Here is a 24641-nt window from a genome sequence, read left to right as displayed (position 1 = left end):
GCTTGCTCATCATTCATTGCGCCGGCTGAACCAGCACAAATGCCGCCTCGTCACGGCGCAGCGCGAATGTCGCCTGCCCCACGCGAACCGCCAGCGGATCAGCTCCCGGCACGCCAGTTGCCAGCACACGCACCGGCTCTCCTGGCAGAAAGCCGATCTCCATCAACCGCAGAACCATGGCCTGCTCACGCTCATTGCCCGCTGCACGCAGGCCCACGACCAGGCCGTTCTGGTGGCGCGGCAAGCTGTCCAGCCCCATGCCGGCGGACGTCGAAAGAGAGCCGGCAAGTGGCTGGCTCCTGGATTCTTCAGGTTGAACTCGCATGACAAACTTGATTTTTTCTATAAATGGTTTTAATTCTCATTCTAAAGTAGAGCAGCACTGGAGCGACTGGTTCCGCTCAAGTGTCCCTTTCTCCATGTCAATGGTCGGCCATCGCAGTCAGCAGACTTGCACTGCCCCATGCGCCACGCGGGCACCGAATCGCGCAAAATGGCGCACCCCGCCTGAGTCACGTCCATGTCTTCGCTTCACCCCTGCCTTACTTGCGGCGCCTGTTGCGCCAGCTTCCGCGTTGATTTTTCCATCGAGGAAACCCAGGAGCACGGGGGCAGCGTTCCCGATGGACTGGTCGTGCCCGTGACCGAATTCACGTCGCGCATGCGTGGCACCGACCATGCGTCACCACGTTGCGCAGCGCTCACCGGCAAGATTGGCGAGAAAGCCGCCTGCGGGATCTATGAGTGGCGACCCTCCCCCTGCCGCGAGTTCGAGGCGGGCTCCGAAGCCTGTATCCGGGCCCGCACCCGCAGGCAATTGCCGCCGTTGCCGGACGACTTCGTGGTGTGACCGGCACCGTGCCGCCATGCACAGACTCCGCCCAGACTCCATCTACACTGCGTCCATCCTATGGAGACAAGCACCCGCGCCATGAACAGCAGCAAGCCCGTCCATCCACGCCAGCGCCGCATCTGGGACATTTCCGCCCCGGTGCGCGTGGGCACCCCCGTCTTCCCTGGCGACACCGAGTACGCGCAGGAATGGAATGCCACGATCTCGCCGAACTGCCCGGTCAACGTCGCTACCATCACCCTCTCGCCGCATGTCGGATCGCACGCCGATGCACCGCTGCACTATGACCCCAATGGCGCCACGATCGGCGATGTACCGCTCGAGGCCTACATCGGCCCCTGCCGCGTGATCCATGCGATCGGTTGCGGGCCGCTGATCCAGTGGGAACACATTGCGCATGCCGTGGCCGATCTACCGGAACGTGTGCTGGTGCGGACCTACAGGAACATGCCGGTCGATCGCTGGGACCCGGAACTGACCGCCTATGCGCCGCAAACCATCGAACGCCTGGCCGACCTGGGCGTGAAGCTGATCGGCATCGACTCCGCCAGCATCGACCCCGCCCCTAGCAAGACGCTCGACAGCCACCAGGTCATCCGCCGCCGCGACATGCGGGTGCTGGAAAACCTCGTGCTCGACGAAGTGGAGGAAGGCGACTACGAGCTGATCGCGCTGCCGCTCAAGCTGGTGACGGCCGATGCATCGCCGCTGCGTGCGATCCTCAGAGCGTGTTCATAGGAACAGGTTGATCACCGCCATCAGTGCCACGGCCGCCAGGTCGATGCCCAGCACGACCAGCTGAATCCAGCGGCGATGCTGCACCGCCTCGGCCGGTGCAAGCTGGCATGCCATCTCGATCTTGCCCGGGGATCCCATGAGCAGCAGCGCCGCACTCACGTTGTGCACCGCCATGAATGGCAGCACCGGCACGGAAAGCGCCTGGGCAATCTCGGCCTGCGTGGCCGCGAACATCGCATTGGCGCCCGTGTTGGAGCCCGTGACGAAGCCGCCCAGGGCGCCCACGAAAGGTGCGACAAACAGATACCAGCGCCCTCCGGAAGCCAGTGCATGCGCCAGCTGGGTGGCCATGCCCGAAACCGCCATCACCACCCCCATGGCGATGAAGAGACCGGTGACCGGCGCGACCTGGGTCCATGAACGCCACGCCGTGCGCAGCGACTGCGACGGCAGCGCTGCCCGCGTGAAGAACAGCGTCGCCACGAACAGCCACAGCGCGGGAGAGGCCAGCATGCGCCACAGAGGCGGCAGATGCATGGCGCGAACCACGAGCCCCGCCAGAAGCACGCCCGCCAGCAATACGCCATAGGCGGCCAGTGCGCGTTGCGCGATGGGTGCGAGGGGCGCAAGCGAAGCATTCGGGGCCGTCGCCCCGGCATCCGGCTTGCGGCTGCCGCGCCACAGATGCAGCGCGATCATCGCCAACGCACCCAGCGCACCTGCGGGTGCAGTGCCCACGGTGGCGTTGAAGAAGCTCACTGCCAGCGTGAGCAGCAGCCCGGATACCGTGCCCATCAGCAGTCCGCGACCACGCTCGCCCGCGGGACTGGCCATCCACGCGGCGACCGCTCCCGTCACCACGAACGGAATCACGCTCACGTAGGCGGATGCCAGTCCCAGTGCATCGAGCGGCAGCCCCGCCATGGTTGCCGCGATCAGCGTGCCCGGCCCCATCGAGCCCCAGGGCACGGCACACAGCCCCAGCAGGCCGATGACCGCCACCTTGCGCGCAGGCAACCCGCAGTGCACGAGCAGCGGAATGCCGATGGTGATGCCGATGCCGAATCCGGTGAGCGACTCCGCAAATGGCGTGACGCCGTGCACCACCAGCAGCACCGCTGCCGCGCCGTTGCCGGTGCGGCCCAGGACCCAATGCGCCAGCGCCTTCTGCGCCCCGGCGGCGCGCAGCACCTCGGAGAGCAGCAGCCCGCCGCCTACGATCAGCAGCACCTCGACCAGCACGGGCAACCACAGCGCCGTGGCCTGCCACGCGGTGGCGGCATCCAGCGGAAACGCGAGCACCATGGCCAGCGCCGACAGCAGCACGCCTGCCAGCGCCGCATGCAGCGAACGCATTCCCAGCAGCAGCGCAACGATCACTGCCAGTACAGGCAGGGCACTCAGGAAAAGCGACATGGTGTGGTATTTCCGTTTGGTTTAAAATTGCTTATACGCAAGTTTATTTGCATAAACGAAATTTTTCAAGCCATGAACAAAGCCATCCCCACCGAAACCCCGGAAGCTCCCGATGCTGACCTCCAGTTCGGCCTGGCCGTGCGGGCGCGCCGCGCGCAACTGGGCATCACGCTCGATCAACTGGCAGAGGCCAGCGGCGTCTCGCCGGGCTCGCTGTCGCGCGTGGAGCGCGGGCTGCTGAGTGCCAGCCTGCGCAACGCCATGGCGATTGCGCGCGGCCTCGGATGCGACATCGGAGAGTTGCTGCAGGAGAGCGACGGTCCGCAGGTCACGCGTGCGAGCGAACATCGGCGCATCGTGCACGAGGACACCGGCGTTGCCCGCATCGCGCTCGCCAAGCCCGCGCCCGGGCTCTCCGTCATTCAGTACGAAGTGCCGCCCGGAGCCGAGTCCAGCCATTTCGCCGCACACCGCGCCGGTACGCGCGAGATGTTCTACATCCTCAAGGGCAGCGTGCGCGTTTTCGCAGGCACGGAAAGCGTGCTGCTGCGCACAGGCGACACCGCGGTGCTCACCATGGATTCGGAACATCGCTTCATCAACGAGGGCGCAACGCCGGCCAGGCTCATTCTCATCGTCTCGACGCCGGTTTCCTGAGCCCGGATCCGGGTACGATGGACCGCGGTGCATCGCTAGAATCGGCCATTTCGTCCAGAGACATCACCCGCGCCATGCAAGACCCGAACAACAACGCCAGCACCGAATCCATCGTCCGCGACGAAAAAGCCAAGCTCGATTTCAGCAAGGACATGAGTTATGGCGACTACCTGCACCTCGACGAAATCCTGAACGCGCAGCACCCGCTCTCGCCCGCACATGACGAGATGCTGTTCATCGTGCAGCACCAGACAAGCGAGTTGTGGATGAAGCTCATGCTGCACGAGGTGCGTGCCGCCACCAACGCGATTGCAGGAGGAACGCGCGCCGATGCCTTCAAGATGCTGGCGCGCGTGAGCCGCATCATGGAGCAACTGGTGAGTGCCTGGAGCGTGCTCTCCACCATGACACCGCCCGAGTATTCGGCCATGCGCCCCTACCTCGCCAATTCAAGCGGCTTCCAGAGCTACCAGTACCGCTGCATCGAGTTCTCGCTGGGCAACAAGAACGCCGCCATGCTCAAGCCGCATGAGCACCGCGACGACCTGCTTGCGCAGGTGCGCGCGGCCTACGAGGCACCTTCGCTTTATGACGTATCGCTGCAGCTGCTCGCCCGTGAAGGCCTCGACGTGCCCGCCGATCGCCTGCAGCGCGACTGGACGCAGCCCTACGAATACAGCGAGGGCGTGGAGGCCGCATGGCTCGAGGTCTACCGCGACCCGCACAAGCACTGGGACCTGTACCAACTCGGCGAAAAGCTCACCGACATCGAGGACGCGTTCCGGCTCTGGCGCTTCCGCCACGTGACCACTGTCGAGCGCGTGATCGGCTTCAAGCGCGGCACGGGCGGCACAGGCGGCGTGAGCTATCTGCGCAAGATGCTCGAGGTCGTTCTGTTCCCCGAGATCTGGCGGTTGCGCACGGCGCTCTGATGGCCCCACGGCCGGTGGTCTGCGGCGAGGGCCACTGACGGCCCCCGTCCCTCACTGCGGCTCATTGTCGCCACTCTCGCGATTCATGCGGCGCGTGCGAAGCAGCGCGCGCACGCGGCCCAGCAGCACCTGGGCGTAGGCCGGCTCCGGCGGCAGGTCGAAAAGTGCCCGATAGGCGATCGGCGTGGCCAGCAGGTCCAGCAAGGTGTCCGCATCGAGCGCGACCGCCTCGCCACGCGCTTCGGCGCGATCCAGGATCACCTGCAACTGCCCGCGCAGGATCTCCACGCAGGCGCATGGCACGCGGTCGTCGCCATAGGCAGCCGCCATGTCCCGCAACATTGCGCGACCCAGAGGCGAGACCGATTCCTCCAGGAACTGTTCCAGCCACCCACTGAGGTCGCCGCCCAGGCTGCCGGTATCCGGCGGCGGAGCGGTGGGGCGGATGATCTCCACGGCCACGTCGGCCAGCAATTGCTGGATGTCACCCCAGCGCCGATACAGGGTAGATGGGGTGACGCCCGCCTGCGCCGCAATCAGCGGGAAGGTCAGCTCCTCGCGCGACAAGGTCTTGAGCAATTCCTTGACGGTCTCGTAGACCGTTGTCTGGATGCGCGCGCTGCGCCCGCCAGGGCGGCTCTGGGAAGGGACTTTTGCGATCATGGTTATTAAAGCTAAAAATTTGCATTAACAAAGTTTCATTCGACAATCCGCAAACGCAAATATTTTGCTTTTATTGTGCATGAGTCCATTAACCATGTCATCCTCGCAAGCATCCTCCCCCACCGCCGCCTGCACGACCTGCACGGCCGGCGCCGCCCCTGTCCGCGGCCTCGCCACCCTGGCGCTCACGCTCGGCACCTTCTTTGCGGCCTCCAGCGCCCCCACGCCGCTCTACCGGCTGTACCAGCAGTCCTGGGGATTCTCCTCGGGCACGCTCACCCTGGTATTCGCCGTCTACGCCTTCAGCCTGCTGCTGGCGCTGCTCACAACCGGCGCGCTGTCCGACCACCTCGGGCGCAAGCCCGTGATACTGACCTCGCTGGTGCTGGAGGTCGCTTCCCTCGTCGTCTTCGCCCAGGCCGGCGACGTGCGCATGCTGTTCGCGGCCCGGCTGCTTCAGGGATTTGCCACCGGCATGGCAAGCGCCGCCATTGGTGCCGCGCTGCTGGACCTGCACCGCGAGCGCGGCACCCTGATCAGCACCATGTCCCCGATGCTCGGCATGGCCGTGGGCATTCTGGTCGCGGGTGAGTTCGCACAACTGTGGCGGAATCAGCTTGGACTGGTGTTCTGGCTGCTGGTGCTGTTGCTGGTCGCCGCCGGAACAGCCGTGCTCGCCATGCCCGAGACGGGCCTGCGCCGGCCCGGGGCGCTGGCCGCCATGCGGCCCCGCGTGCGCATTCCCGTGCAGGCGCGCCAGGCCTTTTTCCAGATGCTGCCCATGAGCATCGCGGTATGGGCGCTCGGCGGGTTCTATCTGTCGCTCGGTCCATCGATGATCCGCTCCGTCACGGGCTCCGAACTGGCCGCGAGTTTCGGGATCTGCATCAACATGCTGAGCGCGGCCGCCGGCATCTGGACACTGCGCGGCCACGCCCCCCGCACCATGCTGCGCTTTGGCGGAGGCGCGCTCTTTGCGGGCGTGGCCCTGATGCTGGCGGGTGCGCATTTTCACAGCCTCGCCATGGTGCTCGGCGCATCCGTCGTGGCGGGCACGGGCTTCGGCTCGGGCTTCCAGGGTGCGCTGCGCAGCATGATCCCGCTGGCCGCGGCACACGAGCGCGGCGCCCTGCTCTCGGCCATCTACATCGCCAGCTACCTGGCCTTCAGCGTGCCCGCCATCGTGGCAGGCGTATCGGCCGCGAAGCTGGGGCTCATGCCCGTCACCTACGCATATGGCTCCATGCTGATGCTGTTTGCGGCGCTGGCGCTGGCGGGAACCTGGAGAGCCGGCGCATCGAGATGAAGAAGCGTGTCAGGCCTTCTCGAACACGGAGCGCAGTTGCTGCTGCCAGCGCTCCTTGTCCGCCCGCTCGGCAAAGCTTGCCTCCAGGCTGTTGAAGGCCAGTTGGTAGGCGTGCCGGGCCGTGAGCCCGGGCGCCTCGGCGAACAGCCGCGTGAAGTTGGTGTTCATGTAGCCACCGAAATACGCGGGGTCGTCGGAATTCACGGTCGCGACCAGGCCTGCATCGAGCAGTTGCCTGATGTTGTGATCGGCCAGCCGGGGAAACACACAGAGCTTCTCATTCGACAGCGGGCACACGGTCAGCGCGATGCGGTCCTTGGCCAGCCGCTGCATCAGCGCGGGGTCGCGCACGGACTGCACGCCGTGATCGACGCGCTCGACATGCAGCACGTCGAGCGCGCTCCAGACATACTCCGGCGGCCCCTCCTCGCCGGCATGCGCAACGAGGTGCAGGCCCAGTTCCCTGCAGCGAGCGAACACCCGTGCGAACTTCTCGGGCGGATTGCCCACCTCGCTGCTGTCGAGTCCCACGCCGATGAACCTGTCGCGAAAAGGCAGCGCGGCCTCCAGCGTCTGCAGCGCGGAGTCTTCCGACAGATGGCGCAGGAAGCACAGGATCAGTGCGGCAGAGATGCCCTGCTCACGCTCCGCGTCCACACAGGCGCGGTGCAGGCCGTTGATCACCGTCTCCATCGCCACGCCGCGTTCGGTATGCGTCTGGGGATCGAAGAACATCTCCGAGCGCACGACGTTGTCCGCCACGGCGCGGTCGAGATAGGCGCGCGCCATGTCGTAGAAATCCTGCTCCGTCAGCAGCACGCTCGCGCCCGCGTAGTAAATGTCGAGAAAGCTCTGCAGGTCGGTGAAGGCATAGGCCTTGCGCAACTCTTCGACGCTGGCATAGGAGAGTTTCACGCCGTTGCGCTGCGCGAGCCTGAAGATCATCTCGGGCTCGAGCGAGCCTTCGATGTGCATGTGCAGTTCGGCCTTGGGCATGGCTTCGAGCAGCGCGGGCAGGCGCGAGGCCTCGATGTCGGGAACCTGGAACGTCGTCGTCATGATCAGCAAACTCCAAACGTGATGCCGCCAGCCTTCAGATACCGGCGGTATGCGGAGGACATGCGGTCCGCCGCCGAGTGCATCTCGGCACGCGGATCGAGCGGCAGCGCCTTCGGCAATTGTGATTCAAGAACCGGCTGGTCCTGAACGAAAATCGTGTGCTGGAATTCCCTCAGCTGCTCATCGCTCGATTCGAAATCGGCCACGGCGAGGCGGAACCACACGCGCGACGTATCGGGCGTGACCGGGCAGATGAACAGGCCGATCTGCTCGCGCCAGCCTTGCCTGGATGTACCCTCTTCCGGGATCTTGGTGAGCACGGCCGCATAGGGCGCGGTCACCTCGTAGGTGTACTCGACCTCGGCGGCCTGTGTCGAGTGCAGGTTCGATTGCGGCTGCACCGCCTTGCACCCGGTGGCCAGCACGCCGGTGGCCGTGGGCTCGACCTTGTAGGTGGGGATCGCGGTCGTTTCACGGCTGCCGAGCCAGCCTTCGTGCACGAAGCCGAAGTGCGACATGTCGAGGAAATTCTCGATGATGCGCGGCGCGCTCGCCGCCACGTCATAGGGGCCGCAGTTCACCTTGCGCAGGTGCTCGTCGGCCTCTGCAGCGAATGCGGGCAACTGCTCGCTGGCAGATTCGCCCTCCTGCAGGCGCACCCAGACCAGGCCGCAGGCTTCCTGCACGGCAAACGACTTCACGCATTGCGACGGCGGCGGAACGAAGTCGGGCACGGCGGGAATCTTCACGCATTGGCCACCGGAGGCGAACTGCCAGCCGTGGTACGGGCATTCGAGGTTGCCGTTCTCGATGCGGCCCATCGACAGGCGCGCGCCGCGGTGCGGGCAGCGGTCGACAAATGCCTGCGCCACGCCTTCGGCATTGCGCCAGAGGACCACGGCCTGCTCGAGCAGCTTCACGGACAGCGGAGTGTCCTGGAGCACCTCGTGCGACTGCGCGACGGGATGCCAGAGGGTGTTTTCGATCATGGGGAGAAGCACCTGAGATTCTTGAAGCCTGTTGACGGTTCCTGCGCGAAGGCCGCTCCTGCACCCTCGCGTGGAGATCATCAACAGGCTCCTGTTTTTGTTCCAAATACAAAAAGCCGCCCGGGGGCGGCCTTTGGAGCGTGCGGGCGATCTTACGCCAGGAGTGCGGAAAACCGCTCGCGGCAGCCACATGGCCCAGCGCCTCACTCGGCCGATCGGGGCCGGCAGCGCGCGGCTTCACACCATCACATAGAGCTTGCGCACGGTCTCGCGGATATTCCAGGTGCCGCGCGTGAACGGAGGAAAGAACAGCGAGTCGCCCGCCTTGAACTCGAAGGTCTCGGCCCCTTCGCCATCGGGTGTGAATGAGCCCGCACCTTCGAGGATGTACATGATCTCACCGGTATCGACCGGACGGCGGAACTGCCCGGGAGTGCACTCCCAGAACCCGGTATCGACCGCCGGCCGCTCGGGGATCGCCACATCCACCCCGCGGATCATGCACACGGGCTCGCCCACCGGTATCTTGACTGGACCACGGTCCTTGAGCGCAGCCAGGGCGGCCTGCGGGGAAATGACTTGAATACTCACGGGATGGCTCCTTGTTCTCTGAAATGGGACCTGAGCTTGGACGGCCCGGCGATAAAAAAGGCTGCCCGGGGGCAGCCTTAGTGAAGGGCAATCTTACGTCAGCCCCTGATGCCGGCGACGCAGGCAAAGCGGATCACTTGCCGCCTGGCACCTTGCCTTCCACGCCCTGCACGTAGAAGTTCACGCCGCGCATGAAGGCGTCGTCGGCCACCTTGTCGGCTGGCAGCAGCTCCTTGCCGTCGTTGCTCTTGAGAGGACCCTTCCAGATGGCGAACGTGCCGTCCTTCAGGCCCTTCTTGACTTCTTCCAGCTTGGCCTTGGCGGCGTCGGGAACATCGGGTGCGAGCGAGACGATGTCGATCGCATCTTCCTTCACGCCCCACCAGGTTTCCTGGCTCTTCCAGGTGCCGTCCATGACTTCCTTGACGGTCTGCACATAGAAGCCCGATGGCTTGAAGATCGCCGAGCCCAGGTGCGCCTTGGGACCGTAGGCGGTCATGTCGGAATCCCAGCCGAAGGCGCGCTTGCCCTTCTCTTCCGCGGTCTTCAACACGGCGGGGGAGTCGGTGTTCTGGAACAGGATGTCCGCACCGCCATTGATCAGCGATGTCGCGGCTTCGGTTTCCTTGGGAGGTGCGAACCACTCGTTCACCCAGACCACCTTGGTCTTGATCTTCGGGTTCATGGACTGGGCGCCCATCGTGAAGCTGTTGATGTTGCGCAGCACTTCGGGAATCGGCACCGAGCCCACCACGCCCAGCGTGTTGGTCTTGGTCATGGCACCGGCCACCACGCCCGCCAGATAGGCGGCTTCGTAGGTGCGGAAGTCATAGGTGCTGGCATTGGGCGCGGTCTTGTAGCCGGTGGCGTGCATCCACTTCACGTCAGGGAATTCGGGGGCCAGCTTCTGGATCACGTCCATGTAGCCGAAGGTGGTGCCGAAGATCAGCTTGTTGCCCTGCGTGGCCAGGTCGCGCAGCACGCGCTCCGCATCGGCGCCTTCCGGCACGCTTTCCACGAAGGTGGTCTTGATCTTGTCGCCGTATTCCTTCTCGAGCGCCTGGCGGCCCTGGTCATGCGCATAGGAATAGCCGCCGTCGCCCACCGGGCCGACATAGGCGAAACCGATCTTCAACGGCTCGGCGGCAGGCGCTGGCGCAGCAGCCGGAGCAGGGGCCGGTGCGGGCGCAGGAGCTTCCTCCTTCTTGCCACAGCCAACCAGCGCGGCGGCGGCCACGGCGGAGAGCGCGGCAACCTTGATCAGGGAACGTTTTTGAAGATCGGTCATGAGATGAATCCTCTGTTGAATAGTGGGGTGCACGGAAAACCGGAGAACGGAAAGACGAAAAGGCAGCAGGAGCGCGTTGGCGCCCCTGCAAACAAGCCCCCGTTCATTCCCATTTCAGGCGTGTCGCAAATATATGCACAAATCAGGCCAGGGCTGCTATCTGTGACATATTTTTGAATAGCCTGTTGTTTACATGCGCATAGAGCGATAGCACCCTCCATCACCCTTTCGCAGAAACACGGAGGCCCTCGCTCAGGAGGGCCTCATCAAAGCAACGAAGGGGAACGGCTTACTTGGTGCCTGGAACCGTGCCTTCGATACCGTTCACGTAGAAGTTGATGCCGCGCAGGAAGGCATCGTCGGCCACAGAACCTGCCGCCAGCAGTTCCTTGCCGGTGTTGTCCTTGATCGGGCCGGTCCAGACGGCGAACGAGCCATCCTTGAGGCCGGCACGCGCCTTCTCGACCTTGTCCTTGACCTCCTGCGGCACATCGTCGGCGATCTTCTTCAGGTCGATCGCGCCTTCCTTCACGCCCCACCAGAAGTTGCCGGTCTGCCACTTGCCGGCGAGCTTGTCCTCGACCACCTTGGTGTAATAAGGAGTCCAGTCGATCACGGCCGAGCCCAGGTGGGCCTTGGGCGCGAAAGCGCTCATGTCGCCATCCTTGCCGAAGGCGCGCACGCCGCGCTCCTCTGCGGTCTTGAGCACGGCGGGCGAGTTGGTGTTCTGGTACATCACGTCCACGCCGCCGTTGATCAGGCTGGTGGCGGCTTCGGATTCCTTCGGAGGCGCGAACCATTCGTTCACCCACACCACCTTGGCCTTGATCGACGGATCCACGCTCTGTGCGCCCAGCACGAAGCTGTTGATGTTGCGGACCACTTCGGGGATCGGCACGGAGGCGACCACGCCGACCGTCTTGGTCTTGGTCATCGCACCCGCGACGATGCCCGCAAGGTAGGCACCCTCGAAGGTCTTGGTGTCATACACGGCCACGTTGTCGCCGGTCTTGTAGCCGGTGGCGTGTTCGAAATTCACGTCCTTCAGATCACCCGCGACCTTCTGCACGAACTCCTGGTAGCCGAAGCTGGTTGCGAAGATCAGCTTCTTGCCCTGGCCGGCCATGTCGCGCATCACGCGCTCCGCATCGGCGGACTCGGGCACGCTCTCGACCATCGAGGTCTCGATCTTGTCGCCGAACTTCTCCTGGATCGCCTTGCGGCCCAGTTCATGCTGGAACGTCCAGCCGCCATCGCCGATCGGGCTCACGTAGACAAAGCCGATCTTCAGCTTGTCGCCGGCCGGAGCCGGGGCCTGCGCGGAAGGAGCCGCTGCGGGCGCCGGGGCCTCGTCCTTCTTGCCGCACGCGGTCAAGGCCGCCACGGAAACTGCCGACAGGCCGATCATCTTGATCAGTGCACGCTTGCTCACATTGCTCATGGATTGACTTCCCTTTTCTTGAAACTTCGACTCGAACGGAAATGGGTCCGCTGTGATTCTTCTTTATGAACCCGGATAGAACGGCTTACCCAGCGAGGCTGGCATGTTCGCGCGGATCCACGCGGGATTGCGCGAAATCAGCACCAGCACCACGATGGTCGCCAGATACGGCAGCATGGAGAGCACCTGGCTGGGCACCTGCACGCCCGTGGCCTGGAGGTGGAACTGCAGCATCGTCACGCCACCGAACAGGTAGGCGCCCAGCAGGACGCGCGCCGGACGCCAGGTCGCGAAGGTGGTGAGCGCCAGCGCGATCCAGCCGCGGCCGGAGACCATGCCCTCCACCCACAGCGGCGTGTAGACCGTCGAGATGTAGGCACCGGCAAGGCCGCACATCGCGCCACCGAACATCACCGCCATCAGGCGGATGCGGCGCACGGGATAGCCCAGGGCGTGTGCGGAACTGGGCGACTCACCGACCGCGCGCAGCACCAGTCCGGCACGCGTGCGGTACAGGAACCAGACGAGCAGCGCGGCAATCACGACCGTGCCGTAGACCAGCGGATGCAGCGTGAACAGCGCCGGCCCCACCACGGGCAGGTCCGCCAGGCCGGGAATCGCGTACTTCGGCAGCTCGGGCAGGCGGGCCTGCACGTAGTTCAGGCCGATGAAGGCCGAGAAGCCAGCACCGAACAGCGAGAGCGCCAGGCCCGTCGCATACTGGTTGGTATTCAGCCAGATCACCAGCAGGCCGAAGATGCCCGCGAGCAGCGCACCCGTGAGCATGCCTGCACCGAAACCGATCCAGGTGCTGCCGGTATGCACCACGGTGGCGAATCCGGCGATCGCGGCGCACAACATCATGCCTTCCGCGCCGAGGTTGACGATGCCCGACTTCTCATTGATCAGCAGACCGAGCGCGGCAAGCGCCAGCACCGTGCCGGCGGAGAGGGTCGAGCCCAGGAGCAGTGCGTAGGACTCCATCAGTGTGCTCCCTTCGCAGCAGCAGGCCTTGCGGTGCCGGAGATCCAGCGCACGCGGTAGGCCACCAGCGTGTCGCACGCCAGCAGCGTGAACAGCAGCAGGCCCTGGAACACCCCGGTCAGCGCCTTGGGCAGGCCCAGGCGCGATTGGGCGAGTTCACCGCCGATATAGAACATGCTCATGAGAATCGCTGAAAACACCATGCCGACGGGATGCAGCCGGCCGACAAACGCCACGATGATCGCGGCAAAACCGTAGCCTGCAGGCACGTAGGGAGTGAGCTGGCCGAGCGGCCCTGCCACCTCGAGCGCGCCGGCAAGACCTGCCGTGGCCCCGGAGACCAGCAGCGCGGTCCACAGCGCCCGGCGCGAGGAAAAGCCCGCATAGCGGGCAGCCGCCGGAGCGATGCCACCCACCTGCAGCGCGAATCCCGCGCGCGTGCGGAACAGGAACACCCACAGCAGCGCGGCCCCGGCGAGACCGATGATCACGCCGATATTCATGCGCAGCCCCTGCACCAGCCTGGGGATCTGGGTGACGCGCTCGAACATCTTGGTCTGCGGGAAGTTGTAGCCCATCGGATCTTTCCAGGGGCCGTACACCAGGTAGCCAAGCGTCAGCGTGGCAACGTACACCAGCATCAGGCTCACCAGAATCTCGTTGGCGTTGAACCGGTCACGCAGCAGCGCGACGATGCCCGCCCAGACCATGCCGCCGACCATGCCGGCGACCAGGATGGCGGGAACGATCCAGGGCCCGGTGGTCTTGTCGGCCAGCAGTGCGATGCCGCCTGCGGCCACCGCGCCGATGACGAACTGTCCTTCCGCGCCGATGTTCCAGACATTGGAGCGAAAGCACACGGCCAGCCCCAGCGCGATCAGCAGCAGCGGCGTGGCCTTCATCGTGAGTTCGGCCAACGCGTAGCCGGACTTGATTGGCTCCCAGAAGAAGGCCTGGAGGCCGCGGATCGGGTCCTTGCCGAGAATCGCGAACAGGCACACGCCGATCACCACGGTGATGGCGAGCGCGAGGATCGGCGAGCCGTAGGTCCAGTGCCTCGACGGTTGCGGGCGTTGCTCAAGCTTGAACATGCGCGCCTCCCGACATCCTGGCCGCACTGTGGTCCCACAGGCCGCTCATCCATTCACCGATCTGCTGCACGGTCGCATCCTCACGCTGGATCGAGGGCGAAAGCTGCCCCTTGGCCACCACATGGAGGCGATCACATATTTCAAACAATTCGTCCAACTCCTCGCTGAGCACCAGTACGGCACAGCCGGCATCGCGCAGCTTCAGGATCTCGCCGTGGATCTGTGCCGCGGCACCCACGTCCACGCCCCAGGTGGGCTGCGAGATGATCAACAGGCTGGGCTGCGCATCGATCTCGCGGCCGACAATGAATTTCTGCAGGTTGCCGCCCGACAGCGACTGCGCGGCGGCGCCCGGCCCTCCGGCCTTCACGTTGAAACGCGAGATGATGTCGCGCGCCTGGTACTGCAGCCTGCCCATGCTGATCCAGCCGCCCTTGCCCACCGCCGTCTTGCGCGTAAGCAGCAGGTTGTGCGCGAGGCTCATGCTTGGCACGGCGCCGCGCCCCAGGCGCTCCTCTGGAACGAAATGCAGGCCCAACGTACGCCTGCGGCCCGGACCCATGCGGCCCGCGTTCTTGCCAGAGACCTGGATCATCTGGGGCGCCGCCCGCGTGTCCTCGCCCGAGAGCGCATACAGCAGCTCGCGCTGGCCGTTGCCCGACACGCCGGCGATGCCCACCACCTCGCCTTCGCGCACCTCGAAGTCGATGCCTTGCAGGTCGATGCCGAACTGGTCGAGGCGCGGCAGGCTCAGCCGGTTCACCTTCAGCACCACAAGCCCCGCGTTGGAGGCACGGTGCTCAAGCTGCGGCGGCTCGGAGCCGATCATCATGCGCGAGAGCGATGCATTGGTTTCCTGCGACGGATTGCATACCCCCGTCACCACGCCGCCACGCAGCACTGTGCAGGCGGTGCACAGCGAGCGGATTTCGTGCAGCTTGTGGCTGATATAGAGGATCGAGCAACCTTCGGCGGCAAGGCGGCGCAGCACGACGAACAGTTTCTCGACGGCCTGCGGCGTGAGCACCGACGTGGGCTCGTCCAGGATCAGCACGCGCGGCCGCGTCAGCAGCGCACGGATGATTTCCACGCGCTGCATCTCGCCCACCGAAAGCGTGTGCACCGGACGGTGCGGGTCGACCTCGAGGCCGTATTCCTTGGCGGTGGCATCCACGCGCTGGATCACTTCGGCCAGCGGGATGCTCTTGTCCAGTCCCAGCCAGACGTTCTCGGCCACGGTCAACGTGTCGAACAGGCTGAAATGCTGGAACACCATGGCGACGCCCAGTTGGCGCGCCTCCTGCGGATTGCGGATCTGCACCGGCTTGCCGTCGACGACGATGCCGCCCTCGTCGGGCTTCACCGCGCCATAGATGATCTTCATGAGCGTGGACTTGCCCGCCCCGTTCTCGCCCAGAATGGCGTGGACTTCTCCTGGAAGCACCGTAAGCGATACTGCATTATTAGCAACAACGGCAGGGTATCGCTTGGTAATACCCATCAGTTGCAATCGAGGCACTGATGAGGGTGAAAAATTCTTATCCGAAAAAGTCATGCGCGAGATTGTCTCTTAGTTGTTGATGGTTATGCCGCAAAACAGACATTGCATGCCCACTCCGCATATCTCGACGGCCGGCGAAGCCCTGCATGACTCCAACCGGCGCGCGCGGCGTTGAAAATTCTCGCAACAGCTACCGCTGTGCCGGCGGTTTTCGCCTTGGCGAGCCTCTCGAACCGCGCAAGCGGCCTGTCCTTCCATCCATGCATGACCTCCCCATGTAGAAGCTGCCTAGGTTTTTCGTAGCGACTCCGCCACCGTTCTTACGCCATTGCGCAACCAGACCGCCGCGGCGGAATGGTGGGACCGGGAATGCCAGAGCTGGTAGTAGTCGATCGGCGGAAACTCCAGCGGACACGGCAGCACCGTCACGGGCAGCCGGTCTACATAGCGCTGGCAGAACTGGCGCCCGGTCGTCAGCACAAGCAAGCTCGATGCCACGATGTCGGGAATGATGCTGAAGTGCGCGCAGCGCGCAGCGACGTTGCGGGTGAGGCCCATCTCGTCGAGTTGTATGTCGATCACGCCCTTGGCGCCCGGAAAGGTCGGCGTAGGTGCGATGTGCTCGGCCGCCAGCCAGGCTTCGAGGTCCCAGCCCCGGCGCACGGCGGGATGGTCGTTCGACACCAGGCAGACCACGTCGTCGGAGAACAGCCGCCCCAGGTGCAGGTCGTCAGGCGGCTTGGGCCAGTTGGCGATCACCAGATCCACCTCGCCCTGCGCGAGGTGCGCCTGGTAGTGCACGTCGGGCGACAGCGGAAGCACCTCGATGGGGCACAGAGGCGCCTCCGACTTGATGAGTGCCACAAGCCGGGGCAGGAACAGCGGATCCAGATAGTCGTTCGCCATCACGCGAAACGTGCGCGTGGCGGTGCGTGGGTCGAAGCCGCGCGCATCGGAGAAAAGCGCCTCGGCCGAACGCAGGATGCGGGCCGCCGGCTCCACCATGCGCAGCGCGGTATCGGTGGGCAGCATGCTCACGCCCGAGCGCACCAGCAACGGATCGCCCGAGAGGTCGCGCAGCCGCTTGAGCGCAGCCGATACCGCAGGCTGGTGCATGCCCAGCCGGATCGCCGCCTTGGATACGCTTCGTTCGATGAGCACGGTATGCAGCACCCTGATGAGATGGAGGTCTATCTTGTCGAAAAGGTATTGGTCTCTCATACGTGGAGCTGCATTCACGCCATATGTATTGGCTTATATTGTTCGAGGAGGAGCGGCGGGCGTCACCGGCCATAGGGCCCATGGAGGCCAGGATGCGATCCCGCGCCGTGCACGCACCGTGCGCGGCGGGGACATAGTGTTGCAGACATTGGTCGTATATCACCATCCATATGCATGCCGAGTCATTCCGCACTTACCCTAAGAGAGTGTTTTCCCAGATGGAAGTCTTCATCCAGCCCACAGGATCGATCCCGCCATGAGCCACACCCGCCCCCTGCGCTTCGTCCGTCGCGGCAAGACCGTGACGCTAGAGGGCATCGCGCCCGACCGCACGCTGCTCGAGGTGCTGCGTGAAGACCTGGGCTGCACTGGCACCAAGGAAGGCTGCGGCGAAGGCGACTGCGGTGCCTGCACCGTGGTGCTGGGCTCCGAGCGCGACGGTGCGGTGCAGTACCAGGCCATCAACAGCTGCATCCGGCTCGCGCACTCCATCGATGGCATGGCGCTGTGGACCTCGGAAGACCTGGCCTCCGATCCCATGATCCGGCCCGTGGACAGGCACAGCAGCCCCGACCTGCATCCCGCCCAGCAGGCCATGGTCGACTGCCACGGCTCGCAATGCGGCTTCTGCACGCCCGGCTTCGTGATGAGCCTGTTCGGCATGTACCAGAACCATGTCTGCAAGGGCGCCGCGATCACGCGCGAGGTGGCCGTGGAGGAACTCTCGGGCAACCTGTGCCGCTGCACGGGCTACCGTCCGATTCTCGATGCCGCGCAGCACATGGGCACGTTGCCGCGCATGCAGGTGGACGAACGCAACCTGCTTGCGCAACTGTCCGCGCTGAAGCACGCGGCGCATGCAGCGGCAGAGCCCGGCAGCGGCTACATGGCGCCCGACACGCTGGACGAGCTGCTGGCCGCGCGCGCCGCACACCCCGATGCACTCATCGCCGCAGGCACCACGGACGTGGGCCTGTGGATCACCAAGATGCACAGGCAATACGCGCAGATTCTCGACGTCACGCGCGCCAGGGAACTGCGCAAGGTCGAGGTCTCCGCAACCCGCATCCGCATTGGTGCTGCCGTCACGTTGACCGATGCGTTCCATGCGCTCGAACAGCACTGGCCGCAGCTGCATCGCTTTGCCTCGCGCTTTGCTGGCATGCCGGTGCGCAACTCCGGCACGCTCGGCGGCAACGTGGCCAACGGCTCGCCGATCGGCGACTCCATGCCGCTGCTGATCGCGCTCGGCGCCGGCATCACGCTGGCCAGCACGCGCGGCGAACGCAGCATGCCGATCGAGGACTTCTACGTTGGCTACCGCAAGAACCTGCTGGCCCAAGGCGAGCTGCTCACAGCCATCGACGTGCCCATGCCGTCACCCCACCAGACGCTGGCCGCCTACAAGATCTCCAAGCGTTTCGACGACGACATCTCCGCGGTCTGCCTCGCCCTGAACCTCGATATCGAGAACGGGATCGTCACAAGGGCACGCATTGGCGCGGGAGGCGTTGCGGCAACGCCTGCACGCGCACGCGGGACGGAGGCCGTGCTCATCGGCAGGCCCTGGAGCGAGGCCCTTGCGACCGAGGCCGGCAAGACGCTGCAGGCCGAGTTCAATCCGATCTCCGACATGCGCGCGAGCAGCGCCTACCGCCGCGAAGTGCTGGGGGCGCTGCTGCGGCGCTTCTGGCTCGAGCACTCGGGCGAGACGGCCGTGCGCCCTGCCCTGCACACCCTGCAACCCATGGAGGTGCCGACATGAACACGCGCGACAAGAATCTCCTTAACGGCGGCGCACTGCAGAAGCACCGACCCGCCGTGGGCACATCGCATGCGCACGAAAGCGCGCGTGCGCAGGTGGCAGGGGCCGCGGCCTACATCGATGACATCGCGGAGATCAAGGGCACGCTGTACGCCGCGCCGATCCTCTCCCGCGTCGCACATGGCAGGCTCAACGCGGTGGATGCCAGCGCGGCGCTCGCCATGCCCGGTGTGCGCGACGTGGTGTTCCCGGACGACATCCCCGGAGACAGAATCCTCGCCGCGTTCGCGCATGACGAGCCGGTCTTTGCCATCGATACGGTGCAGTTCGCCGGCCAGGTGGTCGGCCTCGTCATCGCGGAGACCGTGATGCAGGCACGGCGCGCGGCGCGTGCCGTCAAGCTCGACATCACGCCGCTGCCTGCGGTGCTTTCGGTGAAGCAGGCGATCGCGGCCGAAAGCTACGTGCTGCCGCCGGTGCGTGTACGCCGCGGCGATGCGCAAGCGGCGCTTGGCCGGGCAAGGCACCGGCTGCAAGGCACCCTCGAGGTCGGTGGACAGGAGCACTTCTATCTGGAGGGCCAGATCGCCTACGCGCTGCCGCTTGAACAGAAGCAGTGGTGGATCTATTCGAGCACGCAGCATCCGGGTGAAGTGCAGCACTGGGTAGCGCACGCACTCGGGCTTGAAAACAACGCGGTACGCGTGGAATGCCGGCGCATGGGCGGCGGCTTCGGCGGCAAGGAAACGCAGGCCGGCCACCTCGCCGTGTGGGCGGCGATAGCGGCCCACAAGACGGGCAAGCCGGTGAAGCTGCGCCTCGATCGCGACGACGACTTTCTCATCACGGGAAAGCGTCATCCGTTCGAGTATGAGTATGACGTGGGTTTCGACGACACCGGCCGCATCACCGGCCTGAAGCTGCAGCTCGCGGCCAACTGCGGGTTCAGCGCCGATCTCTCCGGCCCGGTCGCCGACCGTGCAGTCTTCCACAGCGACAACGCCTATTTCCTGGAGGACGTGGACATCACGTCGCTGCGCTGCAGGCTCAACACGCAGAGCCATACGGCCTACCGCGGCTTCGGCGGACCGCAGGGCGTGATTGTGATCGAGGCCATTCTCGGCGACATCGCGCGCGCGCTGAACCAGGATGCGTTCGACGTACGCATGCGCAATCTCTACGGCATCGAGGACCGCAATGTCACCCACTACCAGATGAAGGTGGAGGACAACATCCTGCACGCCTTGCTGCCGCAGCTGGAGCAGACTTCCGGCTACCGCAGCCGCAGGCAGGCGGTCAGCGAATGGAATGCGGACAACGCCGTACTCAAGCGGGGGCTGGCGATCACGCCCGTCAAGTTCGGCATCAGCTTCACGGCCACGCTCTTCAACCAGGCCGGCGCGCTCGTGCATGTCTATACGGACGGCAGCGTGCAGGTGAACCATGGCGGCACCGAAATGGGCCAGGGACTGCACACCAAGGTGGCGCAGATCGTGGCCGACGAACTGGGCGTGCCGTTCGAGCGCGTGATCGTCACTGCCAGCGACACAGGCAAGGTGCCCAACGCCAGCGCCACGGCCGCCTCGAGCGGCACCGACCTCAACGGGCGCGCGGCACAATTCGCGGCACGCAACATCCGCGACAACCTGGCCGCCTACGTGAGCGGCCTGGATGCCGTGGGCGCCGGAGCCGTGCAGTTCACGGGCGGCAAGATCATCACACCCAAGCAGGTGCGCGACTGGGATGACGTGGTACGCGAGGCCTATGCCAATCGCATCCAGCTGTGGAGCGACGGCTTCTACCGCACGCCCAAGATCCACTACGACAAGACCACGCTCACCGGACGGCCGTTCTACTACTTTGCCTACGGAGCCGCCTGCACCGAGGTAGCGATCGACACCCTGACCGGCGAATCGCGCGTTCTCGCGGTGGATATCCTGCACGACGTGGGCCGCAGCATCAACCCGGCGATCGACGTGGGCCAGATCGAGGGCGGCTTCGTGCAGGGCATGGGCTGGCTCACCACAGAGCAACTGGTGTGGGATGAGGGTGGTATGCTTCTCACCCACGCGCCGAGTACCTACAAGATTCCCGCCACCGGCGATATCCCCAGGCACCTGAACATCGCGCTCTGGCACGAAGCCAACCGCGAGGACAACGTCGGAGGCAGCAAGGCCGTCGGCGAGCCACCATTCATGCTGGCCATCAGCGTCTACGAGGCACTGCGCGATGCCATTGCATCCGCCGGCAAAGCAGACGAATCCGTGGTGCTCAACGCTCCCGCGACCGCAGAAAACGTGCTGCGAGCGCTAGGGAAGCTCGGCACGAATCGATCCTGAAATCCGGTCGTCACGGGGGCCCGGCACCATCCATTTCCCGGCGCGCGGATCGACTCCCGCTCCGCCCATTCTTCCGCGACCATCGCGCCCACTATGTCAGTCCCTTCGTCCAACCCGTCTTCGTCGTCCTCTGTTTCGTTGCGCATGGTGCTGATCCTTGGCCTACTTTCGGCCATCGGCCCCTTCGCCATCGACATGTACCTGCCCGCGCTGCCCCAGATCGGCGCCAGCCTGGACGCGCCCGTCGGGGCCGTGCAGGCCAGTCTCACCGCGTTCTTCATTGCACTGGGCGTCGGACAGCCGGTGTTCGGCTCGCTCTCGGACATGTGGGGCCGGAAGAACCCGCTCTACCTGGGCCTGGTGATCTTCGTGCTCGCCAGCATCGGCTGCGCACTTGCCCAGGACATCCACACGCTGGTCATCCTGCGCTTCGTGCAGGGCCTGGGCGCGGCCGCCGGCATGGCGATCCCGCGTGCGGTGGTGCGTGACCTTCATACCGGGCACGAGGCCGCACGCATGATGTCCCTGCTGATGCTGGTGTTCAGCGTGTCGCCGATCCTGGCTCCGCTCGCGGGCAGCGGCGTGATCGCGATCGGTGGCTGGCGGCTCGTCTTCTGGGCCGTCACGATGGCCGCCGTACTGGGCCTTGCCGCGATGGTGCGCGGCCTGCCAGAAACGCGGGACGCTGCGGCGCGCCTGTCCAGCAGCGTCTCCGACGCGCTGAAGGCCTATGCCCTGCTGATGCGCGACTGGCACTACCTGGGCCTCGTCTTCATCGGCGCATGTGCGCTGGCCGGGTTCTTCGTCTACCTGGCAGGCTCGCCATTCGTGCTGATCAACCACTACGGACTCAGCACCACGCAGTACAGCGTGGCGTTTGCGCTGAACGCAGTGGCCTTCATCGGATCGGCGCAGTTCACGGGGGCGCTGGGCAAGCGCTTTGGCCTGGTGAACGTCGTGAAGGTCGCCGCGTCCGCAAGCGGCGTGGTGATGGCCAGCCTGCTCGCCTACTACCTGCTGGGTGGCGAGAAACTGGCCGTGTTGATCGGGCTGTATTTCGTCGCCAGTGCACTGATGGGACTCGTGATCCCGACCACGTCCGTACTCGCGCTCGAGGAGCACGGCGAGATCGCGGGCACGGCATCCGCCCTGCTCGGCACACTGCAGATGCTGACCGGCGCCGTGGCGATGCAGGTGGTGGGCGTGTTCTCCAACGGCAAGCCGCTGCCGATGGTGATCGGCATGGCGGCGGGTGCGCTGTGCGGGGTGCTGCTCACCTGGATCACGCTGGGCGGCGACAACCGCACCACGCGCGCCGCAGACGCCCAGGACTGAGGCACCTCTTCAGGCCGGGTCAGGCGGACGCCTTGTCCGCCACCTCGCGGACCACCACGCGATTGCGCCCCGCCCGCTTGGCGTAGTAGCAGGCCATGTCGGCCGCACGCAGCCATGGCGTGACCTCTTCCAGGTCGGCCGGCGCCACCACGATGCCGATGCTGACCGTGGTGATCGACGCCTCTCCCTCGTAGACGAACTCCCACTCCTCGACCGAAGCGCGGATGTGCTCCGCAATCATTTCGGCCCTCGCGGCCGTGCAGTCGGGCAGCACCACGGCAAACTCGTCGCCGCCCAGCCGCGCAGCCCAGCCCACGTGCCGCACCAATTCCTCGAGCAGACTGGAAAACTGCTTGAGCAACATGTCCCCGGCCTCATGGCCCAGCCTGTCGTTCACCAGGGTGAAGTGGTCCACGTCAATGAACAGCAGCGCCACCCCGCTGCCCGCGGACAGCTGCTCGGCCCTGGCCAGCTCGGCATTGCGGACCAGCTGCGCCTTCAGGCGCTCGAGGAAGGCCGTGCGGTTGGGCAGGTTGGTCAGCGCATCGTGCGAACGGCTCCATTGGGGACTGTGGCGCTCCTCATGCGTGGTCGCCATGTCCTCCAGCACCCAGACCGCCGCCATCGCCGATGTGCGGTCAAAGGCCATCCGGCCCAGCACACGCGCCCACAGCAGGCTGCCATCCTTGCGTCGCAGGGCGAATTCGCCTTCGTAGCCGCCGCGCGTGATGGCCCCCTCGCGCATCTGGCGCTCCAGTGTTTCGAACTGCGCTTCGTCCGCGAACAGCCGCTTGACCAGTTGGCCCTCCAGCTCGGCACGGGAGAAGCCCAGCATCAGGCTGGCCTGCTGGCTGAGCAGCTCCAGCTGATCATTGCGCGTGATGACGATGCCCACGGGCGCCTGCTCGAGGATGCCCTGCAGCTGCAGCCGCGAGAACTCGGCCTGATGGCCATGGTGCAGTTGCTGCGCCTCGAGATGATCGAGCGCACCGCTCAGCAGATCCGACTCGGCCGAAGTGGGGGGCTGGCTGTCCGGCAAGCCCTGCGTCAGCAGGATCGACTGCGCGCGCCGGTGCAGTCGCGTGAGCGGCGCGGCCACCCAGGCCATCGCCAGCATCGCCAGCAGGCCGACGGCGGTCACGCAGGCTGCCGCGGTCCACCAGATGCTGCGATGCGTTCCGTGCAACGGAGCAAGGAGGGCATGCGACTCGGTCACTCGGGCCACCCACCATTGAGGCATGGGAACCCCCGCCATGCTGATCAGGCGATCCTGCACCACGACCGTATCGCCCCGGCCGGTGGAAATAGGCTTGAGCTCACTACGCCACTGTGCGTAGGCCTTATCCAGCCCGGGCTCGCTGCGCACATTACCCATGACACGCTCGAGCTGCGGGTGCGAAAGAATCACGCCATCGGATGTGAAGACGATCAGCCGCGAATCGTCGCGCGCAGGCAGCCCCAGCGAGTGCGGAAGCAGCCCCTGGGACTGCAGCCGGAGCACGCCGCCCACCACGCCGACAACCTTGCCATCGTCGGCGACAAGGGGCAATGTGAACATGACACGCGCCGACGCAGCCGCCGTGCCGAGCACGCCCGAAACCAGCGGCTTGCCCTGCACCATGGTGCGCAGCAGGATGTCCCGCTCGTCCATGTCCACGCTGGCCGCGGGCTCCATCTTTCCACTCTGCAGGTTCAGAATCAGGCGGCCGTCCGCACGCGCGATCTCCATGGCATCGAAGAAACGTACAGCGGGCAGCCCCTGCTTCAGCACCCATTCGAGCAGCGAGGGCGACTGCAGCATCTGCGGCGTGATGCCCTCGGCCACGGTACCGAGCACCTTCTGGCTCTGCTCGACCTTGCTGGCCAGCAGGCGCGCCACGAGCTCCACCTCGTCGGTCTGCTGCCGCACGAGGCGCTCGGTCATCTCTTCCCCCGATGCGTGCGAGATCACCCAGGCCGCCAGCCCGCCCGCCAGTGCCACGCACAACAGGGCAATCAGCATCATGCGGCGAACCAGCGGACCCGGCACATGGAGCTCCGACAGGAGTGTTCCGTCGATCTCGGAGTCCGGATCGTCGTGCTCGGTCGGCGCGGGCGCGGGATGTCTCATGTCGGCAATGCCTGCCTTTCTTCTGCGGCAAACAATCGATATGCAATGGCGATGAAGTTCATGACAACCGTTGGGTCACACAACATGGACACACGCCACGTCTTCGCTGATCAATATACGGTTGCCCTGTCGCGCAGCTGGTTGGGATTACTACCCGATTCAGCGAAATCCCTTAGCAGGCCTTCGCAAGTGTTGCGAATGGTTTCCAGGCCCCTCATGAGAGCGCTCGAACAACGCCACGCAGGCGTTCCCCAAAGCGGAAAGCCCCTGTCCATGCGGGTTTCAAGTGTGCCGCTGATCGCACCATTTTTTTGACGACCAGCAATTGCCCGCAGCAAAAGCTATCAGCGCCTAAAGGTCCA

General features: G+C 65.3%; 21 protein-coding genes. 8 read left to right on the top strand and 13 right to left on the bottom strand.

From position 1 onward, the window contains the following. Window positions 1–13: 13 nt before the first annotated feature. Window positions 14–325 (bottom strand): FeoA family protein, encoded by a 312-nt coding sequence (locus H9K76_RS06170; RefSeq protein WP_187598802.1) that lies wholly within the window; start codon window positions 323–325, stop codon window positions 14–16. A gap of 195 nt (window positions 326–520) precedes the next feature. Here H9K76_RS06170 and H9K76_RS06165 point away from each other — a divergent pair, with 195 nt between their 5' ends. Both H9K76_RS06165 and kynB read left to right on the top strand, forming a co-directional pair. Beyond that, window positions 521–850, top strand: a complete 330-nt coding sequence (locus H9K76_RS06165; RefSeq protein ID WP_187598800.1) for a YkgJ family cysteine cluster protein — start codon at window positions 521–523, stop codon at window positions 848–850. Window positions 851–931: 81 nt separating this feature from the next. After that, entirely contained in the window at window positions 932–1591 is a 660-nt protein-coding gene (kynB, locus tag H9K76_RS06160; RefSeq protein ID WP_187598798.1) for an arylformamidase, read from the top strand. Here kynB and H9K76_RS06155 read toward each other — a convergent pair. After that, a complete protein-coding gene (locus H9K76_RS06155) occupies window positions 1586–3007 on the bottom strand; it encodes an L-lactate permease (protein ID WP_187598796.1) in 1422 nt (473 codons plus the stop codon). The two genes, kynB and H9K76_RS06155, sit on opposite strands and share 6 nt — an antisense overlap. Before the next feature lie 72 nt (window positions 3008–3079). Between H9K76_RS06155 and H9K76_RS06150 the strand changes: the two genes are divergently transcribed. Then, window positions 3080–3664, top strand: coding sequence for a helix-turn-helix domain-containing protein (locus H9K76_RS06150; protein WP_187598795.1), 585 nt, complete (start codon window positions 3080–3082; stop codon window positions 3662–3664). Between the two features lie 74 nt (window positions 3665–3738). After that, entirely contained in the window at window positions 3739–4596 is an 858-nt protein-coding gene (gene kynA / locus H9K76_RS06145) for a tryptophan 2,3-dioxygenase (RefSeq protein WP_187598793.1), read from the top strand. A gap of 51 nt (window positions 4597–4647) precedes the next feature. On the opposite strand, the gene H9K76_RS06140 is transcribed toward kynA, so the two are convergent. Continuing rightward, window positions 4648–5259 (bottom strand): TetR/AcrR family transcriptional regulator, encoded by a 612-nt coding sequence (locus H9K76_RS06140; RefSeq protein WP_187598791.1) that lies wholly within the window; start codon window positions 5257–5259, stop codon window positions 4648–4650. 94 nt (window positions 5260–5353) lie between these two features. Here H9K76_RS06140 and H9K76_RS06135 point away from each other — a divergent pair, with 94 nt between their 5' ends. After that, window positions 5354–6565 carry an MFS transporter gene (locus tag H9K76_RS06135; RefSeq protein ID WP_187598789.1) on the top strand — a complete coding sequence of 404 codons (1212 nt, stop codon included), beginning with the start codon at window positions 5354–5356 and terminating at the stop codon, window positions 6563–6565. Between the two features lie 9 nt (window positions 6566–6574). On the opposite strand, the gene H9K76_RS06130 is transcribed toward H9K76_RS06135, so the two are convergent. The 9 genes from H9K76_RS06130 to H9K76_RS06090 form a co-directional block, all read right to left on the bottom strand. Beyond that, complete coding sequence (locus tag H9K76_RS06130; RefSeq protein WP_187598787.1) at window positions 6575–7624, bottom strand: adenosine deaminase; 1050 nt, start codon at window positions 7622–7624, stop codon at window positions 6575–6577. Window positions 7625–7626: 2 nt separating this feature from the next. Further along, entirely contained in the window at window positions 7627–8613 is a 987-nt protein-coding gene (locus tag H9K76_RS06125; protein WP_187598785.1) for an aromatic ring-hydroxylating dioxygenase subunit alpha, read from the bottom strand. Between the two features lie 237 nt (window positions 8614–8850). After that, complete coding sequence (locus tag H9K76_RS06120; protein ID WP_246475340.1) at window positions 8851–9204, bottom strand: cupin domain-containing protein; 354 nt, start codon at window positions 9202–9204, stop codon at window positions 8851–8853. 133 nt (window positions 9205–9337) lie between these two features. Then, the gene (locus tag H9K76_RS06115) at window positions 9338–10492 is read right to left on the bottom strand and encodes a BMP family ABC transporter substrate-binding protein (protein WP_187598784.1); all 1155 of its coding nucleotides are present in this window, start codon (window positions 10490–10492) and stop codon (window positions 9338–9340) included. A 289-nt stretch (window positions 10493–10781) separates the two neighbouring features. Further along, the gene (locus H9K76_RS06110; protein ID WP_187598782.1) at window positions 10782–11933 is read right to left on the bottom strand and encodes a BMP family ABC transporter substrate-binding protein; all 1152 of its coding nucleotides are present in this window, start codon (window positions 11931–11933) and stop codon (window positions 10782–10784) included. A 63-nt stretch (window positions 11934–11996) separates the two neighbouring features. Beyond that, window positions 11997–12917: an ABC transporter permease gene (locus tag H9K76_RS06105; protein ID WP_187598780.1), complete on the bottom strand. Its 921-nt coding sequence runs from the start codon at window positions 12915–12917 to the stop codon at window positions 11997–11999. Then, window positions 12917–14008 (bottom strand): ABC transporter permease, encoded by a 1092-nt coding sequence (locus H9K76_RS06100; RefSeq protein WP_187598778.1) that lies wholly within the window; start codon window positions 14006–14008, stop codon window positions 12917–12919. The genes H9K76_RS06105 and H9K76_RS06100 overlap by 1 nt, the downstream gene beginning before the upstream one ends. Then, window positions 13995–15509 (bottom strand): ABC transporter ATP-binding protein, encoded by a 1515-nt coding sequence (locus H9K76_RS06095; RefSeq protein WP_187598776.1) that lies wholly within the window; start codon window positions 15507–15509, stop codon window positions 13995–13997. Before H9K76_RS06095 ends, H9K76_RS06100 begins: the two co-directional genes overlap by 14 nt. Before the next feature lie 288 nt (window positions 15510–15797). Next, window positions 15798–16730, bottom strand: a complete 933-nt coding sequence (locus tag H9K76_RS06090) for a LysR family transcriptional regulator (RefSeq protein ID WP_187598774.1) — start codon at window positions 16728–16730, stop codon at window positions 15798–15800. A 256-nt stretch (window positions 16731–16986) separates the two neighbouring features. Here H9K76_RS06090 and xdhA point away from each other — a divergent pair, with 256 nt between their 5' ends. The 3 genes from xdhA to H9K76_RS06075 all read left to right on the top strand — a co-directional run bounded on the left by xdhA (window position 16987) and on the right by H9K76_RS06075 (window position 22169). Further along, window positions 16987–18495: a xanthine dehydrogenase small subunit gene (gene xdhA / locus H9K76_RS06085; protein ID WP_187598772.1), complete on the top strand. Its 1509-nt coding sequence runs from the start codon at window positions 16987–16989 to the stop codon at window positions 18493–18495. Then, on the top strand, window positions 18492–20834 hold the full coding sequence (xdhB, locus tag H9K76_RS06080; protein WP_187598770.1) for a xanthine dehydrogenase molybdopterin binding subunit: 2343 nt from the start codon (window positions 18492–18494) through the stop codon (window positions 20832–20834). The genes xdhA and xdhB overlap by 4 nt, the downstream gene beginning before the upstream one ends. Window positions 20835–20927: 93 nt before the next feature. Continuing rightward, window positions 20928–22169, top strand: coding sequence for a multidrug effflux MFS transporter (locus tag H9K76_RS06075; RefSeq protein ID WP_187598768.1), 1242 nt, complete (start codon window positions 20928–20930; stop codon window positions 22167–22169). A gap of 19 nt (window positions 22170–22188) precedes the next feature. Here H9K76_RS06075 and H9K76_RS06070 read toward each other — a convergent pair whose 3' ends face one another. Further along, window positions 22189–24279, bottom strand: coding sequence for a sensor domain-containing diguanylate cyclase (locus H9K76_RS06070; protein WP_246475339.1), 2091 nt, complete (start codon window positions 24277–24279; stop codon window positions 22189–22191). Window positions 24280–24641: the final 362 nt, after the last annotated feature.

The sequence above is a fragment of the Diaphorobacter ruginosibacter genome (assembly GCF_014395975.1).
Taxonomy (GTDB): Bacteria; Pseudomonadota; Gammaproteobacteria; order Burkholderiales; family Burkholderiaceae_C; genus Diaphorobacter_A; species Diaphorobacter_A ruginosibacter.
Note: the sequence above shows the minus strand (reverse complement) of the source record. Positions and strands in the feature narration are given on the sequence as shown.